Raw genomic sequence first — 24,403 nt, 5'->3', positions numbered from 1 at the left:
AGCGATAGATAATGACATATGTTTATATATTTCGACAAAGAAGTAAGTTCTCCTGCTTTCGGACTGACCCAGTCCAATAAAATCCAAAGGAATTTACAATATTCCGAAATGATTCCTTACAATGCCATCCAACTGCTCGGCAATCTTCGAAAAGGGCTGATTCAAATCGAGTGTTTTTACAGAAATTTGATTGCCGCTCATATGATAGACATGATTGGGCACCACGTCGCTATCAGTTTTCGCATAGAGCAGCATTCCAGAAACCTGGTGCCCTGTTCCGGCAACCTCGGCGTCTTTGTTCTTCACATACGTGAAGATCTGATACAAGTTGCCGGAATGAAGGGTCTCTACGTCAAAATGGGTCTGCAGTATCCGATGGTAATATTTGGCATCGATGATGAGTGTCTGACAACCGTACGTCAGTGTGATATCGGTCTGCATGACGGGAAGCAAGGCATCAAAACCATCATCGAGCTGCCAGGGAATTTGCGACGCCCGTGCGGAGAATCCTTTTAGCCGCTGGCCAAATTCTTGTACATAATATTCGAGAATAAATTTCTCATACAGGCGACTCATTCGCTGTTCATCCAAAAAGCCCATCAGACGAAACTTGCCTTCTTCGGTTGTCAGAAGCGAGCCTTCTATCAGCAGTTGAGAAATGGCAAGCAGCATCTGATACGTGCGATTATTTCGCTGAAAGCAGATGTCCGAGAATCGGACCTGTTTTAAATCAATTTCGGCAACATTCGAGAAAAACAGCATTTCCCGCTTGAGTTCTGCCTTATACTTGTCCTGTACATCTTCCTGCTTCAACAGCAAGCAAACCGTCGATTTTAGAATCCGGTTGAGTAAGTTGTCCTCGGAAAGGTCTCCATAGTCACAGGTCACCGCAATACGGTGCTGCAACCGATTTTTCAGCGTCCCCGGCAGATTGATTTTTCCGCGAACGACGTATCGATTTTCTACGCGATGAATATATTCACGGTAAAGGCCTTGCTTGAGCTGCAAACCGATTCCTTTAGAAAGAATCGCCGCAAACAGATTGTTGATATTCTCAAAAGGCTCTTTCTCGATTTCTTCATAGGTAGATTGTCTGAGTATGGCGAAGGCATAGGACAGCATGTAATAGATATTTTTTATAAAGATGCGCTTATCCTTTGTCATTGAAAGACTCCATGCAGGATCGTATCCCAACGCTGCACCTTGCTGTCATCGTCAAACCAGTATTCCGAAAGCATGGGCAAAATATCATAATCGACAACGGCCTGCATCCATCTGTCGGTACAGTTATCTTTCGTCCTACCGCAGAAATAGCTGTGTCCGATACAGAATCCCTTCCCCAGGGATTTATCTCGCCGAAGTTCTTCATTTAGTTCGCTGACTTTAGAAATGAGTTCATTAAAGGTTTCATTCGCCAGCTTATCCTTATAGGCGTTGAACCCCTTTGAATCGAATCCCGGTTCAAGTTCAAAAAAGCTGAACCGCCGCCGCAAGGCATAATCAATCATGGCCAGGCTTCGGTCAGCCGTATTCATCATGCCGATGATATAGAGATTGTCCGGTACAGAAAAGGGTATGCCATTATACGCAAGGGTGATCGTCTTACCACGGTAGTCTTTTTCAATTAGCATTAACAGTTCCCCAAAAATTTGACTCAAGTTACCGCGGTTGATTTCATCAATGATAAAGAAGAATTTCTTATCCCGTTGATTGGCGGCCTTCTGACAGAACCGGTAAAATACCCCCGTTTTCAACGTAAAACCGCCCGACTCATTCGGCTTATACCCCATCATGAAATCCTCATAGGAATAACTCTGATGAAACTGAATGAATTCAATCTGATGGTCGTTCTTTTCTCCCATCAGCGAATAGGCCAGTCGGTTAGCACAGAAGGTCTTGCCGACGCCGGGCGCCCCCTGCAGGATGACGTTCTTCTTATTAAACAGCACTTCCGTCAGACGATCATAGTCCTCCGCAGACAGATAGACTTCAGACAGAAAATCATCTTTTGTATAGGGTTGCATCGCCGCATCCATCTTCAAGGGATTTTCATCGCGAATCATATCCATGATGAATTCATACTCAGCCTTAGTCAACTTGAAAAAGCTGCCGTTCGGATTTCGGAAAAATTCCATATCCTTTAGTTCCGGACATTCTTTGAGCGTCTGATAGTCTATGGGAGAAGACAATCCTTCCGTCTTTTCAAAATATATCTTCGACCCGTCCTGTCCTTCTTTAACTTGGACAAGCGCCACGATCTGCTTTACCGGGTTTGCTTCATAACCGATAACGAAATCACCGGCCTTGGCATCGATAAAGTGCTGGAAAATTCTTCGCTTATGCCCGTCTTCGTTATATAGGGTATAAGCCTCAACTTCGCCAACTTGCAGATTCGAAAAACTCCAGATTTTTGGATTGGCGTTCATCCACCAGTAGGAAGGTTCAGCCTTTTCATCAGCAGACGCTGCGAAAAGGTCAACATCACTCAAATCAACCTGATCAAGGGCCTTTGAAAGGGGATCACGCAGTTTCCATATAAAAGCGCCACCATCTTCTTTGGATGCGTATTTCCCCACATATAAGACGGGCCACCATTTGGAATCTCTAGAATCACGATCAGGCGGCAGGGGACAACCGGTCTTTTCCGCGACTCGCCTTGCCAAAGCCGATGAATTGGCGTTATAGAAATTCTTTGATTCCCCGTATGTAGCGGCCAGCTGTGTACAACTAGCGGCTCCGCCACACTCTTTGAGCCGCTTCATAATTTGGAGACAACTTTCGTTAAAAACGTCCTTATCCTGTAAAAGCGTCCCCCAATCCTGTTCCGTCAATCCCGGATCATAGTCCGACGGGGTTGGCTGCCATCCCTCGCTTGGGGACCCATCCTCCCCGGAATGATGACCTTTGGCATAGTCCCGACTGATATAGAATCCGACATCGAAGGTCAGTGTTTTCAGCTCCGGATCCGGATAGCAGGTGTCCGTGAGCTGACTTCGAAAGAGCTCCACAAGCTCCGTATCTTGCTTCAGTTCTTCACAGATTTCATCATAGAATTCATAAAAATTTCGAAGATTATCCCTATAGGAACCTTTCTTAAACCGATAGCCACTTTCCAATACGTCCGATACGGCTTTCACCTCTCCGAACTTATAGATGTAGTATTTTTCCGGATATCGCAGCCATAGGTAGACGGTTATGGCATTTTCATGCTGGTAGTGCTGGTCGCCCTCCTTACCATATTTATCGCGAAGAATAGCAGACTTTGTCTTAAAAACATGGATACGATCATAAACCTCCTTATCTTCATCAAAGAGATCTAGATACATGGCTCGGACTTCCTCGGGTTCATGCTTAGCAAAGCCGAGGATCATTCCCTTGGGGAAATTATTCATAGACGTAAGCAAATTATCGGTCTCGGCCAGTGACTTTGACAACATAGCTGCAAAATCAGCTGCATCTACATCCCAATTATCCTGAAAACATTTGATGGCTTCCCATTTGTATTTTTCCTCTTTCCAATGATTCGGCAGAAAATCTTTTTTATACTGAGTCAGAATTTCCTTTAACCTGGATTTATTGAACATGGACTGTACCTCCTTTAAACTGCATGCATACAGCTATCTATGTCCAAGCGTAACATCACGATACTCACTGGACACGATTCCCTATCCTGCGCACTTACAAATCATCTATCCCTATCCATTTGAATTCACATCTATATTTTGACATAAAAAATCGACCTCTTACAGTTAGATCTTTTTCAAGTCCAACTCCAAGAGGTCGGTTTATGGCATGAGTTTTAGGATGTCCCATGTCTGCTTAAAGGGAGCCTGTCAAAAAGAGCCGTCCTTTGTCAATTAAAAGCTAAAGAATCCCGTTTCATCGGCCATGGGCACGATGGGGAATCCATGGGGTACAGGCTGGACGATCATGAATACTAAGGCCGTCAAGACGGCGACGCCCAGGGTCAGGTAAGAGAAGCTGCCTTTGCCCGAATGTTCATACAAGCCGAAAAGGCGAATGCCGACAGCTGTACCGATGGTAGCAAACAAGGCACCGATTGAAAAATAGCGGTACACGCCGTACGAAACGACCAAGGCAATCAGCATGGCCCCATTGATGACGATGGGGAAGCATTTCGACAAGACCGATTCAGGATTGCGGCGCATGGCCGTCAGCCAGTCCGTCCCGTCGATGCCGCTGAGGCCGGTAAGCAGTGCCGACAGGTACAGCCATTTATCCCACCAGGCCGTGCCTTTGCGCCGGTCACCCATGCGCCACATGATGACCGCGTACAGCAAGATCGTAACGCCGCCGACGATGTAGTAATAATTTTCCGGAATGAACTGAACGGCAACGGCTCCGATGATCACTAAGACGCTGGCTGAAATGACCATCTGAACGATCTGCCATTTTGAAGGCCGGGACTTGGGGTTCATTTCCCGGTAAATCTTAGCAAAGATTTCCAAGAGGAATACGAGGATAAAGAAAGCGATACCGACAAAAGGATTCAGGGCCGCCACCCCGACGGTAATCAAGATGGGGATAGCCAGCCGCACGCCGGGGAAGAAGGCAAAGCTTTTGATCCGCATGACGTGGAGCTGGGAGTAGACGGTAAAATACGTAAAGACGTTAAACATCAACATAGCCGAGATGGCTTCGACCGGTTTGGCTCCCATATACAAAAACAGGAGGAGGACACACATGCTCATATTCATACCCGTAAAGCGGGCGAATATGGTCCCCATCAAACCGGCCACAAAAAACGGGGCTATGGCCGATAACATTTCCATGAACAAAACATCTCCTGACCTAAATTATTTTAAGTGATGGCTTCCCCGTTCGGTCATGGGGATGCTCTGTTTGCAGAGAGGGCATTCTTCCGGTTTGTACGTCGGAACCGTCAAGTGAAGCAGAGCCTGTACCTTGTCTTTCGGTACACCGAATTCAGCCTTACCGCCGCTGCGGTCGACGAGGAGGCCGACACCGACGATGACGCCGCCGGCTTTATTAACGACATCGACGACTTCCTGAACCGAACCGCCGGTGGTTACGATATCTTCTACGATAAGGACGCGTTCACCCGGTTCGATATGGAAACCGCGGCGAAGGGTCATGACGCCCTTTTCCCGTTCCGTAAAGATGGCTCGCGTACCGAGAGCTTTGCCGACTTCATGAGCCAAGAGGATGCCGCCGGTCATGGGGCCCATAACGGTCTGTACATTCTGGTCCTTAAAGCGTTCAGCCAATTCCTTGCAGAGCTTTTCCGTATATTCCGGATGTTGGAGAACGTTGAATTTTTCGACATACAGCGGGCTGTGCAGTCCCGACGTCAAGAGAAAATGACCTTCCAATACGGCCTTGGTTTCGACTAATAACTGTCTTACTTCTTCTTCTGTCAACATAATGAATTATACCCCCTGAATTTCTGCTAAAATCTTTGCGGCTGCTTCTTTCGGATCGTCCGCTTTGGTAATCGGCCGGCCGATAACTAAATGGGAAGCCCCGTCACGCAGCGCCTGAGACGGCGTCGTAAAGCGTTTCTGGTCGTTGGCAACGGCAAAAGTAGGCCGAATGCCCGGCGTGACGATGAGGAATTCCGGACCGTTCATCGAACGGATTTCCTTAGCTTCATACGGCGACGATACGGTACCGTCGATACCGGCTTCTTTGGCAAGTCTTGCTAGGTTTTTGACCGAGTCGGCAATATTGTCCCGACCGCCGATTTCCTTCCAGGCATCTTCATCGATGCTGGTCAGCACGGTGACGGCCAACAGGCGCGGCCGTTCGATACGTAATTTTTCCGCTTCATCACGGACGGCTTCGGCTGCCGCTTCCATCATGGCCCGGCCGCCCGTACCGTGAAGGGTCATGAAGTCAGCGCCGAGACGGGTCAAAGCGCGAATACTCTGCCCGACGGTATTGGGAATGTCGTGTACTTTCAAATCGAGGAAAACGTGTTTTCCCTGATCCTTCAAATACCGCACCGCATCGGGACCGGCACTGTAAAACAGTTCCATCCCGACTTTATAAAAGGAAACACGGTCCCCCAGTGTCTCAACCAGCTTCTTCAAGTCTTCCAGTGAATGGACATCCAAAGCCACAATGATTCTATCATCTGCCATGAGCTCTCCTCCTGTATACTTATATAGGCATATCTAGTTAATTGTGTCATGTTTTACCATGCCTGTCAAGGCGATGCGGCCTCACTTCGAAGCGGCACTGCGGTACCACTCATAGGTGCGGCGGATCCCTTCGGCAAGGTCTGTCGGAGGAACGAATGAAAGAAGCGATTCCAAGGTCTTATTGCTTAAGACCGAGCGCATAATATCGCCGGGCCGGGCGTCCTTATAGTCAACGGATACGGCATGGCCCACGGCTTTTTCAAAGCTTTCGATCAGTTCGTTGACGCTGGTTTCGGTTCCCGTCGACACGTTTATCGTATGATAGCCGGTAAGGGGCAGGGCCCGGATGATGGCCTGGGCGATATCCCCGGCATAGACGAAATCCCGCGTTTGCTTACCGTCGCCATAGACCGTAAGGCCTTGGTTCTCCGATAAGAGTTTACAGAAGATGCTGACGACACCGCCTTCGCCCTTTTCGCCCTGTCGTTCACCGTAGACATTGGCAAAGCGAAAAACGGTAGCATCCAAGCCGTACAGCTCATGATAGACCCGCAGGTAGTGCTCTGTCGTCATCTTGGTAACGCCGTAAGGCGACGTCGGCAGCAGGCGTTCGCCTTCTTCCAGGGGAATATTCAAATTATCGCCATACACGGCAGCGCTCGATGAAAAGAGAATATGAGGTACCTTATAGGTCCGGCATCCTTCCAGGACCTGAAGAACGCCTTCTAAATTAACCCGGCAGTCGACGATTGGCTGTTCTACGGAAAAAGGAACCATCGTCTGGGCTGCCAAATGGACGACAGCCGAGAAGGAATGCCTTCTGAAAACGGCGTCTAACGCGTCTTTATCACAGATATCCCCTTCGATCAGCTCCATCCCGCTGGGCACATGGTCTCGAGACCCGCCGGATAAATTGTCGAAAACGACGACCTGTATATCCGGCCGCCCCTGCAGCGCTGCCAAGATATGTGATCCAATAAACCCGGCACCGCCAGTAATCAAGATTTCCACGTTGATAGGCCCTCCATTACGTATTGATAGGATCCGGCATCGATATGCCGGAAAAATTCAGTCGCCGTCAATGAGGCGGCGTATTTCATTTAATTTTGCCTCACTGTCCGGATTCTGGGAGTGAAATCGGAGGAGCTCATCGAAAGCTCCCTGCTCTCTGGCAAGTCTCCGACTCTCATCATAAACCAAGTCAAAATAAAAGCAAAGGGTACCGACATAAAAATCCATAAAGGTCTTTTTCACCTGCGTCTGGACGAGTTTTTTCTGCCGGGCCTCTTTCATGACGGCCGCTGAAATGGGCTGATGTTCAAAGTCCGTATCATCGACACGCCATACATTCAGACCTTGCCGCAGGCCGTCGGCACAGACCTTAAAGATATCGAGTTTATCGGCATCGCGGATGAGCTGGCAAAAAAGGCGCTGCCGCGGCGATAGATCCTCCGACAAGCGATAGGCATTATGCTGAGCAATGGCCTTTTCAATGACGACATCCTCTCTATCATCGTGCAGAAAATCGCGGATATGGCCTTCCTGAAATAAATATCGCGCCCCATATTTCGCATGGTCCATGGACTGATAATCGATGAACGTATGGTATTCCCGCAGTTGTTCAAAGCGGCCGATGTCGTGAAGGACACCGATGAGCCAGGCCAAATCCACGTCGTCCGGCGAAAGGTGTAAGGCTCGCGCCAGTCGGTCACACCAGGAACTGACCCGTAAAGAGTGGGCTAACTTCAGGGAAACGCCTTCATCGGCGGCATCAAAGTTTGCTGCATAGCTTTTAAACTGTGAAATTACGAAATCGCGATTCATCCGGCATGCCGCCTTTCGTCAAAAATTAAACTTCGAATCCCTGTGGATGGAAAGGCTGAATCTCCATTTCCTGAACGGTTTCCCCGTCGGCTGCGAAGGTGATGATGCCTTTGACGCAGTCTTCTTTCAATACCTTAGGAACCCAGGTCCGGTCCCCTTTCCACATTTCGTCGTAAGGAAAGTCATGAGGCGCAAACCAGCAAGGCTCCATTTCTTCACTCTCACAGACTTCCCCCTGCCAATGACGCAGGATATAGACGTATCCGATATGATCCAGTTCAGGAGCTGCGCTAAAATGAAAGTCCAGGAAACCGACCAATTCAAAATCCTTTTCCTCGGCCCTTAAGCCCGTTTCTTCTCGAAGCTCTCTTACGGCGCACTGCAAAAAAGTTTCGCCGGCTTCGATTTTTCCGCCGAAGCCATTCCATTTGCTGACGCCAAAGCCGCGTTTTTTACGGCCTAACAATACTTTCCCGTCCGGCCGAACGGGAAAGCAAAGTGTCGTGGGACGCATGGTCCTTACCTCTTTTTATGAAAATATTCGTGCTCTTTCGAAAGTTCCTGCAAAATCGTTTCGATGGTCCAGGAAATATTATTGGGCGTCAGCATGGCCTTTAAAGGTACGTTTTTAAGGCGGCCCCGGCGAATGCTGTCCAAGAGCAGGTTGACGACTTTATGGTCGAATCCGCAGAGAATGATCGCTTCTTTCGTAACCGGCGGCAGATTTTCATCTTCATTCATATTTTCGTGAACTCTCGCTTCTTCCGTGTCCTGTCGCATGGCCGAGATTTCGGCGATTTCTTCATCGGTCAGGCCCAAGACCTTGCCGACGGTTTCTCCCTTTTCGTCATCGGTCACGGCCTTGATCTTCGATTTCGTAAGCAAGGCCAACAGTTTAAGTTGTTCCAGTCGTTCCGGGGTGAAATTTACAGCTAACATCATACGATACGGCATAGTATCACTCCTTTTCCAGAAAATGAAGCTCGTTCCGGAGATTCCGGATGAGCATATACAAAAAGGAGCTGTCTCAGGACAGCTCCTTCTCATTCATACGTTTATACTAATTCGATGATTACCATCGGAGCAGCATCGCCCTGACGAACGCCAGTCTTGATGATGCGAGTATAACCGCCCTGACGATCGGTGTATTTCGGTGCAATTTCGTCAAACAGTTTTTTGACAACATCTTCATCCACCATGTATGCCAAAGCCTGACGGCGAGCGTGGAGATCGCCGCGTTTTGCGAGGGTAAGCATTTTGTCAGCGACTTTGCGAAGTTCTTTTGCCTTTGCTTCCGTCGTTTCAATGCGTTCATGCTGGAATAAAGAGGTGACAATGCTGCGCAGCAATGCTTTACGTGCGGAGCTGTCTCGTCCCAACTTTCTATAAGCCATTGTTCATCCTCCTCGAACTATTCTTCATTACTCGATTTTAAGTAGTAGTTGTGCATTTCTAACTTTTCAATAATTTCATCGACAGATTTCTTGCCGAGGTTGCGAATCTTCGACAAGTCGTCTTCCGTCCGTTCGGTGAGATCGCCAATGGTGTAAATATTTGCACGTTTCAGGCAATTCGAAGCGCGGACAGACAAGTCAAGAATTTCGATCTTGATTTTGCCCTTATCGGGTTCTGTCGATTCTTCCACGGGTTCGCCATCGTCGTCAGTGAAGATAGCTTTTTCATCGTTTACCTTTGCATCGGTTGCGATGTTCTGGAAGTAGTTTAAGTAGCTGATCATAATCGATGCAGCCTTAGCAACGGCATTTTCAGTCGTGATGCTGCCATCTGTCGTTACTTCAAGGGTCAACGAATCATAGTCCATTTCGTTGCCTACCCGGATGTTGCCAACGCTGTAGTTCGTGCGCACAATCGGAGAGAAGATGGAATCGATGGGAATGACGCCGATCATATCCGTTTCTTTCTTGTTCTGCGTGGACGGAACATAGCCTTTACCGCGTTCGATATGGCACTGCATATGGATGTCAGCTTCCGTATCGAGGGTTGCGATATGAAGATCCGGGTTTAAAATTTCAATGTCTGAGTTTACGTTAAGATCGTTTGCAGTGAATTCACATTCACCAGAGATATCGATAGTGATGTCGACTTCGTCTACGTCATCATCCAGGAATTTAATCCGAACCTGCTTGAGGTTGAGGATGATTTCCGAAACGTCTTCCCGGACACCGGGAATGGTCGAAAATTCATGGAGAACACCATCGATTTTAATCGAAGTGATTGCTACGCCATCCAGTGATGCCAGGAGGACACGCCGCAAACTATTACCCAATGTGATTCCGTAACCCCGATCCAGAGGTTCGCATACGAATTTTCCATAGGTACCGCCGTCGTTGACTTCGACGGTTTTAACTTTAAATTTGTTATCTTCGCTCATCAGGAAAATCCTCCTATTTCAGAATCAAAACACCTTGGTTAATCATCGATTATACGCGTCTCCGTTTAGGCGGACGGCAACCGTTATGCGGAATAGGCGTTACGTCTTTGATGGAGTTTACTTCGAGACCTGCTGCCTGCAATGCGCGGATAGCAGCTTCACGACCCGAGCCCGGACCTTTTACGAAGACTTCTACCTGACGAAGGCCATGTTCCATAGCTGCTTTTGCAGCCTGTTCAGCAGCCATCTGTGCAGCAAACGGAGTGCTCTTACGGGAACCGCGGAAACCGAGGCCGCCGGCACTTGCCCAAGACAGTGCATTGCCTTTTGTATCACTAATCGTAACGATTGTATTGTTGAATGTAGAACGAATATGAGCTGCGCCCGATTCTACATGTTTCTTTTCTTTTCTTTTATTGCTTCTGACATTCTTAGCCAAAATCGTTTCCCTCCTTACTTAAAGAATCTTATTTCTTCTTACCTGCTACAGCTTTTCTCGGACCTTTACGCGTACGTGCATTGGTCTTGGTGCGCTGACCGCGAACGGGAAGACCTGCGCGATGACGTTTGCCGCGATACGAATTAACTTCGATCAGGCGTTTGATGTTGAGTGCTGTGTCACGGCGAAGATCGCCTTCTACTTTATAATCAGAACCGATGACTTCACGAATTTTCTGTACTTCGTCTTCCGTCAAATCGCGAACGCGGGTATCCGGGTTTACGCCAGTCTTCGCCAGAATCTGCTGGGAAGAAGAAAGACCAATACCTAAAATGTAAGTCAAACCAATTTCAACTCGTTTATCACGTGGTAAATCCACACCGGCTATACGTGCCATCTATTCATTCACCTCCTGCTTATTAACCCTGTTTCTGTTTATGTTTCGGATTTTCGCAAATGACCATGACACGGCCTTTACGTTTAATGATTTTGCATTTTTCGCAAATCTTTTTTACTGACGGTTTTACCTTCATTATTAACCTCCTGCGTAATACTCTTACTTAAAGCGGTATGTAATGCGACCGCGATTCAGATCATACGGTGTCAATTCAAGTGTGACCCGGTCGCCCGGAAGGATACGAATGAAATTCATACGCATTTTACCGGAGACATGAGCCAACACGATGTGTTCATTTTCAAGTTTGACTTTGAACATGGCGTTTGGCAAGGCTTCAACGACGACGCCTTCTACTTCAATGACATCTACCTTCGACATAGTAACCTCCCTGGTCAATTCTTCATAGCCCGGTTTAAGACGGACCGTATCCATTCATTGCTGATTCTCACGGGACCAGCGCTTCCTTCAGATACGCTCGTTCCCAATATCCGGAGATGCCGGCAGTTCTTTTTCTTCGGCTTATCCAGGTTGTACTTTCTACCGTCAGCAATCCATACGTAGGGATAAGCCAAACTGCCGACAACAACATACAAGCAGCCTTTATCCTTGCCTGCCAGGCATTCTACGACCGTGCAGACAGGTATCATCGGAGTTCGTTCCATCATTCATCCGGTAAGGTCAGAATTTCAGGGCCGTTTTCCGTGATCGCTACTGTATGTTCGAAGTGGGCTGCCGGTTTGCCGTCTTGTGTGACGACGGTCCAGCCGTTTTTCAACTGGCGGACTTTTTCCGTACCCATATTGATCATCGGTTCCAGAGCCAGGACCATGCCCGGTTCCAACAACTCGCCGTGACCGGGCATACCGTAGTTCGGTACTTCCGGATCTTCGTGCATATCCGTGCCAATGCCGTGTCCGACGTAATCTCGGACGACGCTGTACCCAAAGGATTCAGCGTAGGCCTGGACGGCATGACCGATATCGCCAAGGTGATTGCCGGCTACAGCCTGTTCGATGCCTTTGTAAAGGCATTCTTCAGTAACCTTCAATAATTTGAGGGTTGCCGGGTTCACGTGGCCGACAGGAATCGTTACCGTCGAATCGCCATGGTAGCCATTTTTATTTACAACTAAATCAACGCTGATTATATCGCCATCTTTAAGCTTGCGATGGCCCGGAATCCCATGGACGACTTCTTCATTTACGCTGGCGCAAATAGTTGCCGGGAATCCGTAATAGCCTTTACAGCTCGGAAAAGCGCCGCAACTGCGGATATAGTCTTCACAGCGCTGGTCGAGCTCACCCGTCGTAATGCCGGGCTTTGCCAGCTTTTTCATGAGAGCTAAGGCATTGGCCGTAATACGGCCAGCGTCGCGAATATATTCAATTTCCCGTTTTGATTTTAAGATGATCATGCTTATTTACTCTTTTCAAGACTAGCGATGATGTCTTTATATACATCATCCATATTCTGTTCCCCATCAATTTCAATATAGAGATTGGAATTTTTATAGTAGTCAATGAGCGGTTTCGTCTGTGCAGCGTATACACTCAGACGCTTTTTGACGGTTTCAACTTTATCGTCGTCGCGCTGGTATAATTCACCGCCGCATTTATCGCAAACGTTCTTTACCTTGGACGGTTTGAATGTGACATGGTATGTCGTACCGCAAGAGCGGCAGATCTGACGGCCCGTCGTCCGCTTGATGAGTTCTTCATCCGGAACGGCGATGTTGATGACGCCATCGAGTTTGATGCCGAGATCCCGAAGGATGGCATCGAGGGATACAGCCTGGCTGGTCGTACGCGGGAAGCCGTCGAGGATAAAGCCTTTTTTGCAGTCGTCTTTGGAAAGACGTTCCTTGACAATTCCTACGGTAACAGCATCGGGTACGAGCTGGCCGTTGTCCATATACTTTTTGGCTTCAAGACCGAGCGGAGTCTGTTCTTTTACAGCTGCCCGGAACATATCGCCTGTCGAAATCTGGGGAATACCATATTTGTCAATCAATCGTTCAGCCTGGGTACCTTTACCGGCCCCCGGAGGGCCCATTAAAAGAATATACACTCAAACTACCCCCTTATTATTTCATAAATCCTTGATATTGTCTATTCAAAACTAAGGATTCTGCCTGCTTCATCGTATCGATGGCAACACCGACGACGATGAGGATGGCCGTACCGCCGAAGTAAACCCCTTCAATGCCAGTAATCCAACCGATGAAGTTCGGCAGGATGGCGATGAATGCTAAGAAGAAGGCACCGGCGAGGGTAATTCTCGTCATGATGCGATCGATATACAGGGCTGTCGGCTGGCCCGGACGAATACCGGGGATGAAGCCGCCATACTTCTGCATATTTTCCGTAAGCTGAGGGATGTTCAGCGAAATAGCCGTGTAGAAATATGTGAAGAACATGATCAGAACGGCGTACATGACCGTGTTAGTAACGGTGCCCCATGCAAAGTAGCTGGCAATCCATTGGACTGTGTCATTCTGTACGAACTGTGCGATCGTGATCGGGAACATCAGTACAGACGATGCAAAAATGATGGGGATAACGCCGGCCTGGTTGACTTTCAGCGGAATATGTGTCGAGTGGCCTCCGTACATCTTGCGGCCGACAATGCGTTTAGCATACTGTACGGCAACGCGTCGCTGTCCCTGGGTAACTTCGATGACCACAATGATCATGAACAAAGCGATAACGACAAAAAGTAAGGCCTGGAAGATGTTAATCGAACCGGCCTGAATGTACTGATAAATCGTCATGACGCCCTGAGGGAAACGCGCTACGATACCGGCGAAGATGATCAGCGAAATGCCATTGCCGATACCACCGGCTGTGATCTGGTCACCGAGCCACATGAGGAAGCAAGTCCCTGCCGTGAGAATCAGTGATACCATGACGACCATAGCCCAGCTGTCGACGATGAGTGCACCGTTGACTTTCAGTGCATAGCTCATGGCAAAGGCCTGAATCAATGCCAGGACAACCGTACCGTACCGCGTGACCTTTTGGATCTTATCGCGGCCTTCCTGATTATCCTTGGCCCATTGTTCAAAGGTTGGAACGACGGCGGTCAGCAGCTGCATGATGATCGACGCGTTGATGTACGGCGTGATGCTCATAGCCAGGATGGAGAACTTACTCAGTGCTCCGCCGGCGAACAAGTCGAGAAGTCCGAACAAGTTGCCGCTGCTGAAGAGGTTTTCAATGACCGACGAATCGACACCCGGTACGGGAATGTGAACACCCAGTCTGAAAACGACGAACATAATAAGAGTGAAGACCGCCCGTTTCCGGAATTCCGGAACGTTAAGTACGTTTTGGATGTTCTCTAACATCGCAAATCACCCCTACTGTTCTGCTACCGGTTCTTCTCCCGGTACTACAACCTTACCACCTGCAGCTTCAATCTTTTCTTTAGCAGATTTCGTGAAACCATTGGCTACGACGGTCAGTTTCTTTTCGAGTTCGCCATTGCCGAGGATGCGGATGCCATCGCGGACATTTTTAACGATGCCAGCTTCGACTAAAGCAACGGGATCGACAGTCGTGCCGTCTTCAAAGCGGTTGAGTACAGAAACATTGACTTCTGCATATTCTTTACCCCAAATATTGGTAAAACCACGTTTCGGGAGCAAACGATACAGCGGCATCTGGCCACCTTCGAAGCCCGGGCGCTTACCGCCGCCGCTACGAGAAAGCTGACCTTTCATACCTTTACCGGCAGTTTTGCCGTTACCGGAACCGATACCACGGCCGACGCGGTTACGTTTTTTCTTGGAACCAGGAACAATACTCATTTCATGAAGTTTCAATTCAGCGCACCTCCTTCTATATTAAATTTCTTCTACTTTTACCAAGTGTTCTACTTTGTGAAGCATCCCTTTGATCTGGGGAGTTACTTCCTTTACTACGCTGGAGTTCGTCTTGTGGAGACCGAGAGCAACGATGGTTGCACGCTGATCGCCAGGACGGCCAGCCAAACTCTTTACGAGTGTAACTTTAACCTGAGCCATCTTGTTATATCCTCCTTATTAACCGTAAATTTCTTCTACAGTTTTGCCACGGAGTTCAGCAACTTTATTGACATCCTTCAAGCTGCTCAAACCTTCGAGCGTAGCCTGAACCATGTTGTTCGGGTTGGAAGAACCGATCGATTTGGTGAGGATGTTGCGGACGCCAGCCAGTTCCAATACGGCACGAACCGGGCCGCCGGCAATAACGCCAGTACCTTCAGCAGCCGGTTTCAGGAATACCTGGCCTGCGCCGAAAATACCCGTAACTTTATGGGGAATGGAACCGTTTTTCAACGGAACGGAAATCATATGTTTCTTAGCGTCTTCAACGCCTTTGCGGATTGCTTCAGGAACTTCACCGGCTTTGCCTAAACCTGCGCCAACACGGCCATTGCCGTCACCGACAACAACGAGGGCACTGAAGGAAAAACGGCGGCCGCCTTTAACTACCTTAGCAACACGGTTGATGAATACTACATTTTCCTGTAATTCGAGACCTGCATGGTCAACTTTTGCCATGTGTTATTTCCTCCTTGATTAGAATTTCAAGCCAGCTTCACGAGCTGCTTCTGCGAGAGCTGCGACACGGCCGTGATAGATGTAACCGCCACGGTCGAAAACGACGGTCGTAATACCTTTTTCAACAGCGCGTTTGGCAACCAAAGCACCTACTAATTTTGCGCCTTCAGCGTTGCCGCCGGTGACGTTCTGATCTTTCAGTTCTTTGTCCAAAGAGCTTGCAGAGACCAAGGTTACGCCGTTGACGTCATCGATGACCTGGGCATAGATATTGTTAAGGCTGCGGAAAACGTTGAGACGCGGACGTTCTGCCGTGCCGTTGATGTTCTTGCGTAAACGCCAATGCCGTTTCAAACGGATTGTGTTTTTACTCTTATTCAAGGAATTCACTCCTTTCTAATTAAATGTTATTTCTTAGTACCAGCTTTACCGGCTTTACGACGGACATGTTCGCCAACATAACGGATACCTTTGCCCTTATACGGTTCAGGGAGACGGTAGCCGCGAACTTTAGCAGCGAATTCACCGACAACTTCGTTGTCTGCACCGGAAATGTGGATCTGCGTTGCACTCGGGCATTCGATGGTAACACCAGCCGGAGCGTCGAGTTCGAGGGGATGGGAGAAACCAAGGGTCAAGGCGAGTTTCTTGCCTTTCATCTGAGCTCTGTAACCAACACCAACGATTTCCAATTCTTTTTTGAAGCCTTCCGAAACACCTTTGACCATGTTGGCTACGAGTGCGCGGGTGAGGCCGTGCAGTGCACGGTGATTTTTATCGTCAGACGGACGTTCTACAGTGATAACGTTGTCATTAATTGTGACTTTCATATCCTGGTGAAGCGTACGTGTGAGTTCGCCTTTCGGGCCTTTTACGGTAATTACGTGGCCATCGAGGTTTACATTTACGCCTGCCGGAATATCAATAGGCATTCTACCTACTCGGGACATATTGACACCTCCAAATTTTACCAGACGTAAGCGAGAACTTCGCCGCCCAAGCCGAGTTTACGAGCCTGTTTGTCGCTCATAACGCCTTGAGACGTAGAAATTACAGCGATCCCCAAACCACCGAGAACGCGCGGGAGTTCTTCTTTGCCAGCGTATACGCGCAGGCCCGGTTTGGAAATTCTCTTGATGCCGGTAATTACTTTTTCTTTATTAGAACCATATTTCAACGTAACTTTCAGCGTTTTGCCTTCGTTTACGGATTCGTAGTTTTTGACGAAACCTTCTTCTTTGAGGATGTCGAGCATTGCTGCTTTAATCTTCGAAGCAGGGATTTCTACTTTTTCGTGATATGCCGAGTTAGCATTACGGATTCTTGTGAGCATATCCGCAATCGGATCGGTCATTGCCATAATCTAAAAACCTCCCTCCATGGAATACGTGTTACCAGCTGGCCTTTTTAACGCCAGGGATCTGACCTTTATAAGCCAGTTCACGGAATGTGATGCGGCAGATGCCAAATTTACGCATATAACCGTGAGGACGGCCGGTTATTTTGCAGCGATTGTGCAGACGAACCGGAGATGCGTTAGCCGGCAGCTGAGAAAGTGCTTCATAGTCGCCCTTTGCTTTGAGTTCAGCGCGGAGCTTAGCGTATTTGGCAACTAATTTTTCACGTTTCTTTTCACGTTCAAGCATCGATTTCTTTGCCATGTATGTTATCCTCCTCTATTACTTTTCAAAAGGCATGCCCATCAGTTTCAACATGTCGCGACCTTCTTCGTCGGTCGCAGCCGTCGTAACGATGGTGATATCCATGCCGCGAGCTTTATCAACCTTATCATATTCGATTTCCGGGAAGATAAGCTGTTCTTTCAGGCCGAGGGTATAGTTGCCGCGGCCATCGAAGCCGGTTGCACTGACACCATGGAAGTCACGGACACGGGGCAGGGTCAAGTTCATCAGTTTGTCGAGGAACTCATACATGCGTTCACCGCGCAGCGTAACTTTGCAGCCAAGGTTCATGCCTTCACGGATTTTGAAAGCTGCGATGGATTTCTTAGCTTTCGTGATGATCGGTTTCTGACCAGAAATGATGGTCATATCGCTAACAGCAGCATCCAAGGCTTTGGAGTTGGTAACAGCTTCGCCAACGGCCATGTTGATAACCACTTTGGTAACCTTCGGAATCTGCATTACATTTTTATAACTGTATTTTTCCTGTAAACCCTTCACAACTTCGGAAAGGTATTTGTCTTTTAATCTGGACACTCTCAAGGGCCTCCCTTCTTATTAGATAGCTTTACCGCTCTTTACGGCTGTACGAACTTTAGTGCCATCGGCCTGCTGGACCATTTTGACACGAGTCGGTTTGCCGCTTTCAGGATCTACGAGCATTACGTTGGAAACATGAATCGCTGCTTCCTTGGTGATAATGCCGCCTTGAGGATTGTTCTGACTCGGTTTCGTGTGGCGCTTAACCATGTTAAGGCCTTCAACTACGACGCGGTCTCTTTTCGGATACGTTGCGATAACCTTACCCTTTTTGCCTTTTTCTTTACCGGCAATGACAATGACCGTATCGCCTGTTTTTACATGCATTTTACCCATTGAGAACACCCCCTCCTTATAATACTTCCGGAGCCAGGGAGATAATCTTCATGAAATCTTTTTCACGCAATTCTCTGGCAACGGGCCCAAAAATACGAGTACCTTTCGGACTTTTATCATTGTTGTTGATTACGACAGCGGCGTTTTCGTCGAAACGGATATAGGAACCGTCAGCACGACGCAAACCCTTCTTAGAACGGACGATAACAGCTTTGACTACATCGCCCTTCTTGACAACGCCACCGGGTGATGCATCTTTAACAGATGCTGTAATGATATCACCAATGTTGCCATATTTACGATACGAGCCACCCATGACCTGGATGCACAAAATCTTCTTGGCACCAGTATTGTCGGCAACATTCAACATAGTTTCTTGCTGAATCATGGCTTAACCTCCTAATTAATGAAGCTTATTTAGCTTTTTCTACGATCGTCACGACTCTCCAGTGTTTCTGTTTGGACAGCGGACGGGTTTCTTCAATACGAACGACGTCGCCAATGTGGCATTCGTTGTTTTCATCGTGGGCTTTAAATTTAACCGTCGAGATGATCGGCTTTTTATACAGCTTATGCTGCGTCTTATATTCTACAGCAACGACAATTGTTTTGTCCATCTTATCGCTGACTACTTTACCTACGCGAATTTTACGTTCATTTCTTTCCATCTGTGCTTGTGACCTCCTTTTAGATTCCAATTATGGACGTTCTTACGCCTGCGCTTTCAGTTCTGCTTCACGCTGTACCGTTTTGATGCGAGCGATTGTCTTTTTAACTTCGCGGATACGCATTGGATTTTCTAATTGGCCGGTCGCATGTTGAAAACGGAGGTTAAACAATTCTTCTTTCAGGCTAACCACTTTTTCATCCATTTCGGCAGCGCTCAGCGCACGGATTTCTTTAACCTTCATTTTATTCACCACCTAATTCCTGACCTTTAACAACAAACTTCGTTTTAATCGGCAGCTTATGGCCGGCGAGACGCATTGCTTCACGAGCAACTTCTACGCTAACACCACCCATTTCAAAGAGTACGCGGCCCGGTTTTGCAACAGCAACCCAGTATTCCGGAGCACCTTTACCGGAACCCATACGAGTACCAGCCGGTTTTGCCGTAACCGGTTTGTCCGGGAAAATCTTGATCCAAACCTTACCGCCACGTTTGATGTAACGTGTCATAGCGATACGGGCAGCTTCGATCTGACGGTTCGTAATCCACGACGGTTCGAGAGCGACGAGACCATATTCACCATGAGCGACTTTATTACCACGATGTGCCTGGCCTTTCATACGGCCACGGAACTGTTTACGATATTTGACACGTTTTGGAATTAACATTACGCTTCACTCCCTTCGTGCTTTTTCGGAGCTTTTTTGGCTTCCGGGAGGATTTCACCTTTGTAAATCCAGCATTTAATGCCGATGCAGCCATACGTCGTATGAGCTTCAGCAAAGCCATAGTCGATGTCAGCGCGGAGCGTGTGCAAGGGGATGGAACCATCGCGGAGGCTTTCGCTACGAGCGATTTCAGCACCGCCAAGACGGCCGGAGCACATGATCTTGATACCCTTAGCACCCATACGCATCGTACGGCCAACGCACTGTTTCATAGCGCGGCGGAAGCCGATACGGCGTTCGAGCTGGCTGGCAACGTTTTCAGCAACCAAGGTTGCATCCATTTCGGCCTGTTTGATTTCAGCAATGTTTACGTCGACGGTCTTCGTCGTGAAGGCTTTCAACGCTTTTTTAATATCTTCAATACCTGCGCCGCCACGGCCGATGACCATGCCCGGTTTAGCAGTATGGATAACCAATTTGATGCGTTTTGCAGAGCGTTCGATTTCAATGCGGGAAACCCCTGCAATGTATAACTGTTTCTTTAAGAATTCACGGATCTTAACGTCTTCATTTAAGAGTGCAGCGTAATCTTTTTCTGCATACCATTTTGCGTCCCATGGTTTGGAAACGCCGACGCGGAATCCATGGGCATTAACTTTCTGACCCACTACATTTCCCTCCTTATGCTTTTTCGTCAACAACAACCGTCAAATGACTGGAATGTTTGAGAATTTTGAAAGCCTGTCCACGGCTGCGCGGATGAATACGTTTCATCGTGGAATCCTGGTCAACAAAAATTTCAGAAATGAACAATTTTGCAACGTCCATATCGTTATTGTGTTCCGCATTAGCAACGGCACTGCGCAAAGTCTTTTCAACTACACGAGAACCCACTTTCGGAGTGAATTTCAAGATAGAGATAGCTTCGCCGACGTTTTTACCCCGAACCAAGTCAGCTACAATCCGAATTTTACGGGGAGCAATGCGAATGTGTTTCGTAACAGCTTTTACTGCCATTTATGTTACCCCCTTCTTATCGAGTTACTTTTTCGGCTTTAGCATGACCCTTGAATGTACGAGTCGGTGCAAATTCGCCTAATTTATGACCTACCATATCTTCCGTGATATAGACAGGTACATGTTTCCGGCCGTCGTGAACAGCAATCGTGTGGCCGACGAAGTTCGGCAGGATCATCGATGCACGGGACCAGGTTTTGATGACTTTCTTTTCGTTGGCTTCGTTCATAGCGTCGATTTTCTTCAAGAGATGATGTGCTACGAATGGGCCCTTTTTAATGGATCTGGACACTTAGTTATCTCCTTTCCTCAACACTTATTTACGTCTCTTCACAATAAACTTATTGGAAGCTTTTTTAGAGTCGCGAGTCTTGACGCCATAAGCAGGTTTACCCCAAGGAGTAACCGGGCGTTTACGACCAACAGGAGCCTTACCTTCACCACCGCCATGAGGATGGTCGCACGGGTTCATGACGACACCACGGTTGCCCGGACGAACGCCCAACCAGCGGGAACGGCCGGCTTTACCGATGGTGATGTTTTCATAGTCCGTGTTGCTGACGACACCGATGGTAGCGCGGCAGCGGATGTGTACCTGACGAAGTTCGCCCGACGGCAGACGAAGAAGTGCATAGTTGCCTTCTTTAGCCATGAGCTGTGCCGATTCACCAGCAGAACGAACCATCTGGCCGCCCTTGCCGATTTTCATTTCAACGTTGTGTACGAGAGTACCGAGGGGGATGTTCTGGAGCGGCAAAGCGTTGCCGATCTTGATATCCGATTCCGGGCCGCTGTAAACGACGTCGCCGACCTTAAGGCCGTTCGGAGCGATGATGTATTTCTTTTCGCCGTCTGCATAGAACAGAAGGGCGATGTTGGCAGAGCGGTTCGGATCGTATTCGATCGTCGCAACTTTTGCCGGGATATTGTCTTTAATACGTTTGAAGTCGATCAAACGATAACGGCGTTTGTGACCGCCGCCCTGGTGACGGACAGTCATACGGCCGCTGTTATTACGACCGCCCTTATTGGTTACTTTGACCAATAAGGATTTTTCCGGTTTAGACGCCGTAATGTCTTCGAATGTCGAAACAGTCATGAAACGGCGGCTAGCGGAGTACGGTTTAAATGATTTAATGGCCATTGTAGTGCCTCCTCCTTATTCGTTAAATGCTTAAGCTCCTTCGAAGAATTCGATGGTTTCGCCTTCCTGAAGGGTTACGATGGCTTTTTTGTAATCCGGGCGCTTGCCGATGTATTTGCCCATGCGCTTGAATTTACCCATCGTGCGAAGTGTTGCTACGCTTTTAACTTTGACGCCGAAAATGGCTTCAACAGCTTTACGAATTTCAACTTTGTTAGCATGGAGCGGTACTTTAAATGTATATTTGCCATCAGACATCATCATCGTCGTTTTTTCGGTGATGACCGGTTTTAACAAGAGATCATGCATGTTCATTATGCGAGCACCTCCTCAATCTTAGCGACAGCGCTCTTCGTAACGAACAATTTCGTGTAGTGGAGCAGATCAAAGATGTTGACGCCAGTCGTAGAAATGGCTTTAACGCCTTTGATGTTGCGTGCGCAGCGTTCTACAACTTCATCGTTATCGGTGATGAACAGAACTTTTTCACCAGCGAATTTGAAGTTATTGATGAGCGTAACAACTTCTTTCGTTTTCGGAGCTGCGAGATTGATTTCGTCGAGGACGAACAATTCATTAGTATTGACTTTATCGCTTAACGCGGATTTAACAGCGAGACGGCGAGCTTTACGAGGCATTTTCTGTTCGTAAGAGCGCGGATGGGGACCCCAAATGGTACCGCCACCAACCCACAACGGGCTGCGGTTACTGCCTACACGGGCCCGGCCGGTTCCTTTCTGTTTCCAAGGCTTTCTGCCACCGCCGCGAACGAGGCCGCGAGTTTTGGTGGAATGTGTGCCTAAGCGCTGGTTGGCGAGCTGACGGAGAACGGCCTGACGCATAACGGCTTCGTTCACTTCAACGCCAAATACGCTATCGTTCAATTCGATTTCACCGGTCTGTGCACCGGCAATATTATACGTGCTTACTTTTGGCATTATATTTTATCCTCCTTCCTGTAGACAACTATTAGCGGGGTTTTACGGTATCGCGAATCATAACCAAGCTGCCTTTAGCGCCCGGGATGCCGCCTTTAACCAAGATCAGGTTCTTGTCCATATCGACTTTAACGATTGAAAGATGAAGAACGGTTGCCTGGTTGCCACCCATTTGTCCAGGAAGTTTTTTACCCTTGACGACTTTACCGCCGCCACCACTGGTCATAGGTCCGAGAGAACCGGGTTCACGATGAGATTTAGAGCCGTGACCCATCGGTCCGCGGTGGAAACCGTGACGTTTGATAGTACCTGCAAACCCTTTACCTTTGCTGGTGCCAATTACGTCGACGAGATCGCCGCTTGCGAAAATATCAGCTGCCAGAGTTTGGCCTGCCGTATATTCCGGCGTATCTGTCAAACGGAATTCGCGAAGATACTTAACAGGAGCTACGCCTGCTTTGTCGAATTGACCCTTAACGGGTTTCGTCAGATGTTTTTCTTTGATTTCACCATAGCCGAGCTGAATGGAGTTGTATCCGTCCGTATCAACGGTCTTGACGCGTACAACTACGTTCGGGGAAGCTTCGACGACGGTTACAGGGACGACTGCGCCTTCTTCGGTGAAGACCTGAGTCATACCTAATTTTTTACCCAAAATAGCTTTAGACATAATCGCACCTCCTCCTATAATTTGATTTCGATGTCTACGCCAGCCGGCAGATCGAGACGGGTCAAGGCATCAACGGTTTTGTTCGATGCTTCGAGGATATCGATCAAGCGTTTGTGCGTACGGAGTTCGAACTGTTCACGAGAGTCTTTGTTAACATGGGGAGAACGAAGAATCGTGAAGATGTTCTTTTCTGTCGGAAGCGGAATCGGTCCGGATACCATTGCACCGGTACGTTTCGCCGTGTCGACGATTTTCGCCGCGCTCTGATCAAGCGTTTTGTGATCGTAAGCTTTGAGGCGAATACGAATTCTTTCCTGTTTTGCCATTACTTAATTCCTCCTAACGTCTATTTCATTGAATAGACTGCTCCATAAGAGTTTCCCCGCTTTGCGGGCAACATCTTATATCATAGTTTAGCGCGTTTTAGAGAGTATTTCCCTGTTGTCGCGTACCTACCTAGTTTACTACAAAAGCGGGCATGACGCAAGGATTTTTCAAGGCATTTCAAAAATTTTCTGACCGATTTAACATACCTTTCATGTATCTCCATCATGCTAAAGAAAAAGACGAACTGCTACGAAGTAACAGTTCGTCCTTATAACAGCAGAGGTCATCTGCTGCAGGTGATTTTTAGCCTTCGATTTCGGAAACGACGCCAGCACCTACGGTACGGCCGCCTTCACGAATAGCGAAGCGAAGACCAGCTTCGATAGCAATCGGAGTGATCAGTTCGACGTCCATTTTGACGTTGTCGCCAGGCATGCACATTTCAGTGCCTTCCGGAAGCTGGATAACGCCGGTTACGTCCGTTGTACGGAAGTAGAACTGCGGGCGATAGCCATTGAAGAACGGCGTATGACGGCCGCCTTCGTCTTTCGTCAAAACGTAAACCTGAGCTTTGAATTTTGTGTGCGGATGAATCGTGCCCGGTTTTGCGAGAACCTGGCCGCGTTCGATTTCTTTACGGTCAACGCCACGGAGAAGTGCACCGATGTTGTCGCCAGCTTCTGCGCTGTCG

At 48.1% G+C, this 24,403-nt stretch carries 40 protein-coding genes and 1 pseudogene; all 41 read right to left on the bottom strand.

Features of this window, described 5'->3' with window-relative positions; translation table 11 throughout:
- Positions 1-93: 93 nt before the first annotated feature.
- The gene (mcrC, locus tag HMPREF3201_RS00600) at positions 94-1,164 is read right to left on the bottom strand and encodes a 5-methylcytosine-specific restriction endonuclease system specificity protein McrC (protein WP_062411241.1); all 1,071 of its coding nucleotides are present in this window, start codon (positions 1,162-1,164) and stop codon (positions 94-96) included.
- A complete protein-coding gene (locus HMPREF3201_RS00595; RefSeq protein WP_062411240.1) occupies positions 1,161-3,584 on the bottom strand; it encodes an AAA family ATPase in 2,424 nt (807 codons plus the stop codon). The genes mcrC and HMPREF3201_RS00595 overlap by 4 nt, the downstream gene beginning before the upstream one ends.
- A 273-nt stretch (positions 3,585-3,857) precedes the next feature.
- Complete coding sequence (locus tag HMPREF3201_RS00590) at positions 3,858-4,793, bottom strand: hypothetical protein (protein WP_062411239.1); 936 nt, start codon at positions 4,791-4,793, stop codon at positions 3,858-3,860.
- Between the two features lie 24 nt (positions 4,794-4,817).
- The gene (gene pyrE / locus HMPREF3201_RS00585; RefSeq protein WP_062411238.1) at positions 4,818-5,405 is read right to left on the bottom strand and encodes an orotate phosphoribosyltransferase; all 588 of its coding nucleotides are present in this window, start codon (positions 5,403-5,405) and stop codon (positions 4,818-4,820) included.
- Positions 5,406-5,411: 6 nt separating this feature from the next.
- Positions 5,412-6,125 carry an orotidine-5'-phosphate decarboxylase gene (gene pyrF, locus HMPREF3201_RS00580; protein WP_062411237.1) on the bottom strand — a complete coding sequence of 238 codons (714 nt, stop codon included), beginning with the start codon at positions 6,123-6,125 and terminating at the stop codon, positions 5,412-5,414.
- Between the two features lie 81 nt (positions 6,126-6,206).
- Positions 6,207-7,136 (bottom strand): NAD-dependent epimerase/dehydratase family protein, encoded by a 930-nt coding sequence (locus tag HMPREF3201_RS00575; protein ID WP_062411236.1) that lies wholly within the window; start codon positions 7,134-7,136, stop codon positions 6,207-6,209.
- Positions 7,137-7,193: 57 nt separating this feature from the next.
- Complete coding sequence (locus HMPREF3201_RS00570; protein WP_062411235.1) at positions 7,194-7,949, bottom strand: HD domain-containing protein; 756 nt, start codon at positions 7,947-7,949, stop codon at positions 7,194-7,196.
- 25 nt (positions 7,950-7,974) lie between these two features.
- On the bottom strand, positions 7,975-8,463 hold the full coding sequence (locus HMPREF3201_RS00565) for an 8-oxo-dGTP diphosphatase (protein WP_062411234.1): 489 nt from the start codon (positions 8,461-8,463) through the stop codon (positions 7,975-7,977).
- A 5-nt stretch (positions 8,464-8,468) separates the two neighbouring features.
- Positions 8,469-8,891 carry a DUF3783 domain-containing protein gene (locus tag HMPREF3201_RS00560; protein ID WP_062411280.1) on the bottom strand — a complete coding sequence of 141 codons (423 nt, stop codon included), beginning with the start codon at positions 8,889-8,891 and terminating at the stop codon, positions 8,469-8,471.
- A gap of 113 nt (positions 8,892-9,004) precedes the next feature.
- Entirely contained in the window at positions 9,005-9,343 is a 339-nt protein-coding gene (gene rplQ / locus HMPREF3201_RS00555; RefSeq protein WP_062411233.1) for a 50S ribosomal protein L17, read from the bottom strand.
- Positions 9,344-9,360: 17 nt separating this feature from the next.
- On the bottom strand, positions 9,361-10,341 hold the full coding sequence (locus tag HMPREF3201_RS00550; RefSeq protein WP_044505150.1) for a DNA-directed RNA polymerase subunit alpha: 981 nt from the start codon (positions 10,339-10,341) through the stop codon (positions 9,361-9,363).
- A 49-nt stretch (positions 10,342-10,390) separates the two neighbouring features.
- The gene (gene rpsK / locus HMPREF3201_RS00545) at positions 10,391-10,780 is read right to left on the bottom strand and encodes a 30S ribosomal protein S11 (protein WP_044505151.1); all 390 of its coding nucleotides are present in this window, start codon (positions 10,778-10,780) and stop codon (positions 10,391-10,393) included.
- 28 nt (positions 10,781-10,808) lie between these two features.
- Complete coding sequence (rpsM, locus tag HMPREF3201_RS00540) at positions 10,809-11,177, bottom strand: 30S ribosomal protein S13 (RefSeq protein ID WP_062411232.1); 369 nt, start codon at positions 11,175-11,177, stop codon at positions 10,809-10,811.
- A gap of 22 nt (positions 11,178-11,199) precedes the next feature.
- Positions 11,200-11,313, bottom strand: coding sequence for a 50S ribosomal protein L36 (rpmJ, locus tag HMPREF3201_RS00535; RefSeq protein WP_007391661.1), 114 nt, complete (start codon positions 11,311-11,313; stop codon positions 11,200-11,202).
- A gap of 23 nt (positions 11,314-11,336) precedes the next feature.
- Positions 11,337-11,555: a translation initiation factor IF-1 gene (infA, locus tag HMPREF3201_RS00530; protein WP_044505153.1), complete on the bottom strand. Its 219-nt coding sequence runs from the start codon at positions 11,553-11,555 to the stop codon at positions 11,337-11,339.
- 14 nt (positions 11,556-11,569) lie between these two features.
- The gene (locus HMPREF3201_RS11265; protein WP_225070094.1) at positions 11,570-11,842 is read right to left on the bottom strand and encodes a KOW domain-containing RNA-binding protein; all 273 of its coding nucleotides are present in this window, start codon (positions 11,840-11,842) and stop codon (positions 11,570-11,572) included.
- Entirely contained in the window at positions 11,839-12,591 is a 753-nt protein-coding gene (gene map / locus HMPREF3201_RS00525) for a type I methionyl aminopeptidase (protein ID WP_044505155.1), read from the bottom strand. Before map ends, HMPREF3201_RS11265 begins: the two co-directional genes overlap by 4 nt.
- 2 nt (positions 12,592-12,593) lie before the next feature.
- Positions 12,594-13,244: an adenylate kinase gene (locus tag HMPREF3201_RS00520; RefSeq protein WP_044505156.1), complete on the bottom strand. Its 651-nt coding sequence runs from the start codon at positions 13,242-13,244 to the stop codon at positions 12,594-12,596.
- 16 nt (positions 13,245-13,260) lie between these two features.
- The gene (gene secY / locus HMPREF3201_RS00515; RefSeq protein ID WP_044505157.1) at positions 13,261-14,523 is read right to left on the bottom strand and encodes a preprotein translocase subunit SecY; all 1,263 of its coding nucleotides are present in this window, start codon (positions 14,521-14,523) and stop codon (positions 13,261-13,263) included.
- 12 nt (positions 14,524-14,535) lie between these two features.
- Complete coding sequence (rplO, locus tag HMPREF3201_RS00510; protein WP_044505158.1) at positions 14,536-15,000, bottom strand: 50S ribosomal protein L15; 465 nt, start codon at positions 14,998-15,000, stop codon at positions 14,536-14,538.
- A 21-nt stretch (positions 15,001-15,021) separates the two neighbouring features.
- Positions 15,022-15,201 carry a 50S ribosomal protein L30 gene (gene rpmD, locus HMPREF3201_RS00505; protein ID WP_014015753.1) on the bottom strand — a complete coding sequence of 60 codons (180 nt, stop codon included), beginning with the start codon at positions 15,199-15,201 and terminating at the stop codon, positions 15,022-15,024.
- An 18-nt stretch (positions 15,202-15,219) separates the two neighbouring features.
- Entirely contained in the window at positions 15,220-15,720 is a 501-nt protein-coding gene (gene rpsE, locus HMPREF3201_RS00500; protein WP_044505159.1) for a 30S ribosomal protein S5, read from the bottom strand.
- 18 nt (positions 15,721-15,738) lie between these two features.
- Positions 15,739-16,101, bottom strand: coding sequence for a 50S ribosomal protein L18 (gene rplR / locus HMPREF3201_RS00495; RefSeq protein WP_072271974.1), 363 nt, complete (start codon positions 16,099-16,101; stop codon positions 15,739-15,741).
- A 26-nt stretch (positions 16,102-16,127) separates the two neighbouring features.
- A complete protein-coding gene (rplF, locus tag HMPREF3201_RS00490; RefSeq protein WP_044505161.1) occupies positions 16,128-16,670 on the bottom strand; it encodes a 50S ribosomal protein L6 in 543 nt (180 codons plus the stop codon).
- A gap of 17 nt (positions 16,671-16,687) precedes the next feature.
- Complete coding sequence (gene rpsH / locus HMPREF3201_RS00485) at positions 16,688-17,080, bottom strand: 30S ribosomal protein S8 (protein ID WP_044505162.1); 393 nt, start codon at positions 17,078-17,080, stop codon at positions 16,688-16,690.
- Positions 17,081-17,111: 31 nt separating this feature from the next.
- Complete coding sequence (rpsN, locus tag HMPREF3201_RS00480) at positions 17,112-17,381, bottom strand: 30S ribosomal protein S14 (RefSeq protein WP_062411230.1); 270 nt, start codon at positions 17,379-17,381, stop codon at positions 17,112-17,114.
- An 18-nt stretch (positions 17,382-17,399) separates the two neighbouring features.
- Positions 17,400-17,939: a 50S ribosomal protein L5 gene (gene rplE, locus HMPREF3201_RS00475; RefSeq protein WP_044505164.1), complete on the bottom strand. Its 540-nt coding sequence runs from the start codon at positions 17,937-17,939 to the stop codon at positions 17,400-17,402.
- Between the two features lie 21 nt (positions 17,940-17,960).
- Complete coding sequence (gene rplX / locus HMPREF3201_RS00470; RefSeq protein ID WP_172980558.1) at positions 17,961-18,269, bottom strand: 50S ribosomal protein L24; 309 nt, start codon at positions 18,267-18,269, stop codon at positions 17,961-17,963.
- 25 nt (positions 18,270-18,294) lie between these two features.
- Entirely contained in the window at positions 18,295-18,666 is a 372-nt protein-coding gene (gene rplN / locus HMPREF3201_RS00465) for a 50S ribosomal protein L14 (RefSeq protein WP_044505166.1), read from the bottom strand.
- 25 nt (positions 18,667-18,691) lie between these two features.
- Positions 18,692-18,946, bottom strand: coding sequence for a 30S ribosomal protein S17 (gene rpsQ / locus HMPREF3201_RS00460; protein WP_044505167.1), 255 nt, complete (start codon positions 18,944-18,946; stop codon positions 18,692-18,694).
- 42 nt (positions 18,947-18,988) lie between these two features.
- Positions 18,989-19,189: a 50S ribosomal protein L29 gene (gene rpmC / locus HMPREF3201_RS00455; protein ID WP_014015743.1), complete on the bottom strand. Its 201-nt coding sequence runs from the start codon at positions 19,187-19,189 to the stop codon at positions 18,989-18,991.
- A 1-nt stretch (position 19,190) separates the two neighbouring features.
- On the bottom strand, positions 19,191-19,616 hold the full coding sequence (gene rplP / locus HMPREF3201_RS00450; RefSeq protein WP_062411228.1) for a 50S ribosomal protein L16: 426 nt from the start codon (positions 19,614-19,616) through the stop codon (positions 19,191-19,193).
- Entirely contained in the window at positions 19,616-20,284 is a 669-nt protein-coding gene (rpsC, locus tag HMPREF3201_RS00445) for a 30S ribosomal protein S3 (protein ID WP_044505169.1), read from the bottom strand. The genes rplP and rpsC overlap by 1 nt, the downstream gene beginning before the upstream one ends.
- A gap of 13 nt (positions 20,285-20,297) precedes the next feature.
- Positions 20,298-20,633 (bottom strand): 50S ribosomal protein L22, encoded by a 336-nt coding sequence (gene rplV, locus HMPREF3201_RS00440; protein ID WP_044505170.1) that lies wholly within the window; start codon positions 20,631-20,633, stop codon positions 20,298-20,300.
- Positions 20,634-20,649: 16 nt separating this feature from the next.
- Positions 20,650-20,925, bottom strand: a complete 276-nt coding sequence (gene rpsS, locus HMPREF3201_RS00435; RefSeq protein WP_044505171.1) for a 30S ribosomal protein S19 — start codon at positions 20,923-20,925, stop codon at positions 20,650-20,652.
- Positions 20,926-20,949: 24 nt separating this feature from the next.
- Positions 20,950-21,777: a 50S ribosomal protein L2 gene (rplB, locus tag HMPREF3201_RS00430; RefSeq protein ID WP_062411227.1), complete on the bottom strand. Its 828-nt coding sequence runs from the start codon at positions 21,775-21,777 to the stop codon at positions 20,950-20,952.
- 30 nt (positions 21,778-21,807) lie between these two features.
- A complete protein-coding gene (gene rplW / locus HMPREF3201_RS00425) occupies positions 21,808-22,092 on the bottom strand; it encodes a 50S ribosomal protein L23 (protein ID WP_044505173.1) in 285 nt (94 codons plus the stop codon).
- The gene (gene rplD, locus HMPREF3201_RS00420) at positions 22,092-22,715 is read right to left on the bottom strand and encodes a 50S ribosomal protein L4 (RefSeq protein WP_062411226.1); all 624 of its coding nucleotides are present in this window, start codon (positions 22,713-22,715) and stop codon (positions 22,092-22,094) included. The genes rplW and rplD overlap by 1 nt, the downstream gene beginning before the upstream one ends.
- A 31-nt stretch (positions 22,716-22,746) precedes the next feature.
- A complete protein-coding gene (rplC, locus tag HMPREF3201_RS00415) occupies positions 22,747-23,385 on the bottom strand; it encodes a 50S ribosomal protein L3 (RefSeq protein ID WP_044505175.1) in 639 nt (212 codons plus the stop codon).
- A gap of 14 nt (positions 23,386-23,399) precedes the next feature.
- On the bottom strand, positions 23,400-23,711 hold the full coding sequence (gene rpsJ, locus HMPREF3201_RS00410; protein ID WP_014015734.1) for a 30S ribosomal protein S10: 312 nt from the start codon (positions 23,709-23,711) through the stop codon (positions 23,400-23,402).
- A gap of 304 nt (positions 23,712-24,015) precedes the next feature.
- Positions 24,016-24,403 (bottom strand): annotated as a pseudogene (gene tuf / locus HMPREF3201_RS00405) (elongation factor Tu); the annotation flags it as partial.

It is taken from the genome of Megasphaera sp. MJR8396C (assembly GCF_001546855.1).
Classification (GTDB): Bacteria; Bacillota; Negativicutes; order Veillonellales; family Megasphaeraceae; genus Megasphaera.
This window is presented reverse-complemented; position numbering and strand designations above follow the sequence as displayed.

What these genes read in the sequence shown, in the direction of transcription:
- mcrC (WP_062411241.1), bottom strand. Translation starts at nt 1,164, where the DNA reads ATGACAAAGGATAAGCGCATCTTTATAAAAAATATCTATTACATGCTG.
- HMPREF3201_RS00595 (WP_062411240.1), bottom strand. Translation starts at nt 3,584, where the DNA reads ATGTTCAATAAATCCAGGTTAAAGGAAATTCTGACTCAGTATAAAAAA.
- HMPREF3201_RS00590 (WP_062411239.1), bottom strand. Translation starts at nt 4,793, where the DNA reads ATGGAAATGTTATCGGCCATAGCCCCGTTTTTTGTGGCCGGTTTGATG.
- pyrE (WP_062411238.1), bottom strand. Translation starts at nt 5,405, where the DNA reads ATGTTGACAGAAGAAGAAGTAAGACAGTTATTAGTCGAAACCAAGGCC.
- pyrF (WP_062411237.1), bottom strand. Translation starts at nt 6,125, where the DNA reads ATGGCAGATGATAGAATCATTGTGGCTTTGGATGTCCATTCACTGGAA.
- HMPREF3201_RS00570 (WP_062411235.1), bottom strand. Translation starts at nt 7,949, where the DNA reads ATGAATCGCGATTTCGTAATTTCACAGTTTAAAAGCTATGCAGCAAAC.
- HMPREF3201_RS00565 (WP_062411234.1), bottom strand. Translation starts at nt 8,463, where the DNA reads ATGCGTCCCACGACACTTTGCTTTCCCGTTCGGCCGGACGGGAAAGTA.
- HMPREF3201_RS00560 (WP_062411280.1), bottom strand. Translation starts at nt 8,891, where the DNA reads ATGATGTTAGCTGTAAATTTCACCCCGGAACGACTGGAACAACTTAAA.
- rplQ (WP_062411233.1), bottom strand. Translation starts at nt 9,343, where the DNA reads ATGGCTTATAGAAAGTTGGGACGAGACAGCTCCGCACGTAAAGCATTG.
- HMPREF3201_RS00550 (WP_044505150.1), bottom strand. Translation starts at nt 10,341, where the DNA reads ATGAGCGAAGATAACAAATTTAAAGTTAAAACCGTCGAAGTCAACGAC.
- rpsM (WP_062411232.1), bottom strand. Translation starts at nt 11,177, where the DNA reads ATGGCACGTATAGCCGGTGTGGATTTACCACGTGATAAACGAGTTGAA.
- rpmJ (WP_007391661.1), bottom strand. Translation starts at nt 11,313, where the DNA reads ATGAAGGTAAAACCGTCAGTAAAAAAGATTTGCGAAAAATGCAAAATC.
- infA (WP_044505153.1), bottom strand. Translation starts at nt 11,555, where the DNA reads ATGTCGAAGGTAGATGTCATTGAAGTAGAAGGCGTCGTCGTTGAAGCC.
- HMPREF3201_RS11265 (WP_225070094.1), bottom strand. Translation starts at nt 11,842, where the DNA reads ATGATGGAACGAACTCCGATGATACCTGTCTGCACGGTCGTAGAATGC.
- map (WP_044505155.1), bottom strand. Translation starts at nt 12,591, where the DNA reads ATGATCATCTTAAAATCAAAACGGGAAATTGAATATATTCGCGACGCT.
- secY (WP_044505157.1), bottom strand. Translation starts at nt 14,523, where the DNA reads ATGTTAGAGAACATCCAAAACGTACTTAACGTTCCGGAATTCCGGAAA.
- rpmD (WP_014015753.1), bottom strand. Translation starts at nt 15,201, where the DNA reads ATGGCTCAGGTTAAAGTTACACTCGTAAAGAGTTTGGCTGGCCGTCCT.
- rpsE (WP_044505159.1), bottom strand. Translation starts at nt 15,720, where the DNA reads ATGGCAAAAGTTGACCATGCAGGTCTCGAATTACAGGAAAATGTAGTA.
- rplF (WP_044505161.1), bottom strand. Translation starts at nt 16,670, where the DNA reads ATGTCCCGAGTAGGTAGAATGCCTATTGATATTCCGGCAGGCGTAAAT.
- rpsH (WP_044505162.1), bottom strand. Translation starts at nt 17,080, where the DNA reads ATGGCAATGACCGATCCGATTGCGGATATGCTCACAAGAATCCGTAAT.
- rpsN (WP_062411230.1), bottom strand. Translation starts at nt 17,381, where the DNA reads ATGGCAAAGAAATCGATGCTTGAACGTGAAAAGAAACGTGAAAAATTA.
- rplX (WP_172980558.1), bottom strand. Translation starts at nt 18,269, where the DNA reads ATGCATGTAAAAACAGGCGATACGGTCATTGTCATTGCCGGTAAAGAA.
- rplN (WP_044505166.1), bottom strand. Translation starts at nt 18,666, where the DNA reads ATGATTCAGCAAGAAACTATGTTGAATGTTGCCGACAATACTGGTGCC.
- rpsQ (WP_044505167.1), bottom strand. Translation starts at nt 18,946, where the DNA reads ATGGAAAGAAATGAACGTAAAATTCGCGTAGGTAAAGTAGTCAGCGAT.
- rpmC (WP_014015743.1), bottom strand. Translation starts at nt 19,189, where the DNA reads ATGAAGGTTAAAGAAATCCGTGCGCTGAGCGCTGCCGAAATGGATGAA.
- rplP (WP_062411228.1), bottom strand. Translation starts at nt 19,616, where the DNA reads ATGTTAATTCCAAAACGTGTCAAATATCGTAAACAGTTCCGTGGCCGT.
- rplV (WP_044505170.1), bottom strand. Translation starts at nt 20,633, where the DNA reads ATGGCAGTAAAAGCTGTTACGAAACACATTCGCATTGCTCCCCGTAAA.
- rplB (WP_062411227.1), bottom strand. Translation starts at nt 21,777, where the DNA reads ATGGCCATTAAATCATTTAAACCGTACTCCGCTAGCCGCCGTTTCATG.
- rplW (WP_044505173.1), bottom strand. Translation starts at nt 22,092, where the DNA reads ATGAACATGCATGATCTCTTGTTAAAACCGGTCATCACCGAAAAAACG.
- rplD (WP_062411226.1), bottom strand. Translation starts at nt 22,715, where the DNA reads ATGCCAAAAGTAAGCACGTATAATATTGCCGGTGCACAGACCGGTGAA.
- rplC (WP_044505175.1), bottom strand. Translation starts at nt 23,385, where the DNA reads ATGTCTAAAGCTATTTTGGGTAAAAAATTAGGTATGACTCAGGTCTTC.
- rpsJ (WP_014015734.1), bottom strand. Translation starts at nt 23,711, where the DNA reads ATGGCAAAACAGGAAAGAATTCGTATTCGCCTCAAAGCTTACGATCAC.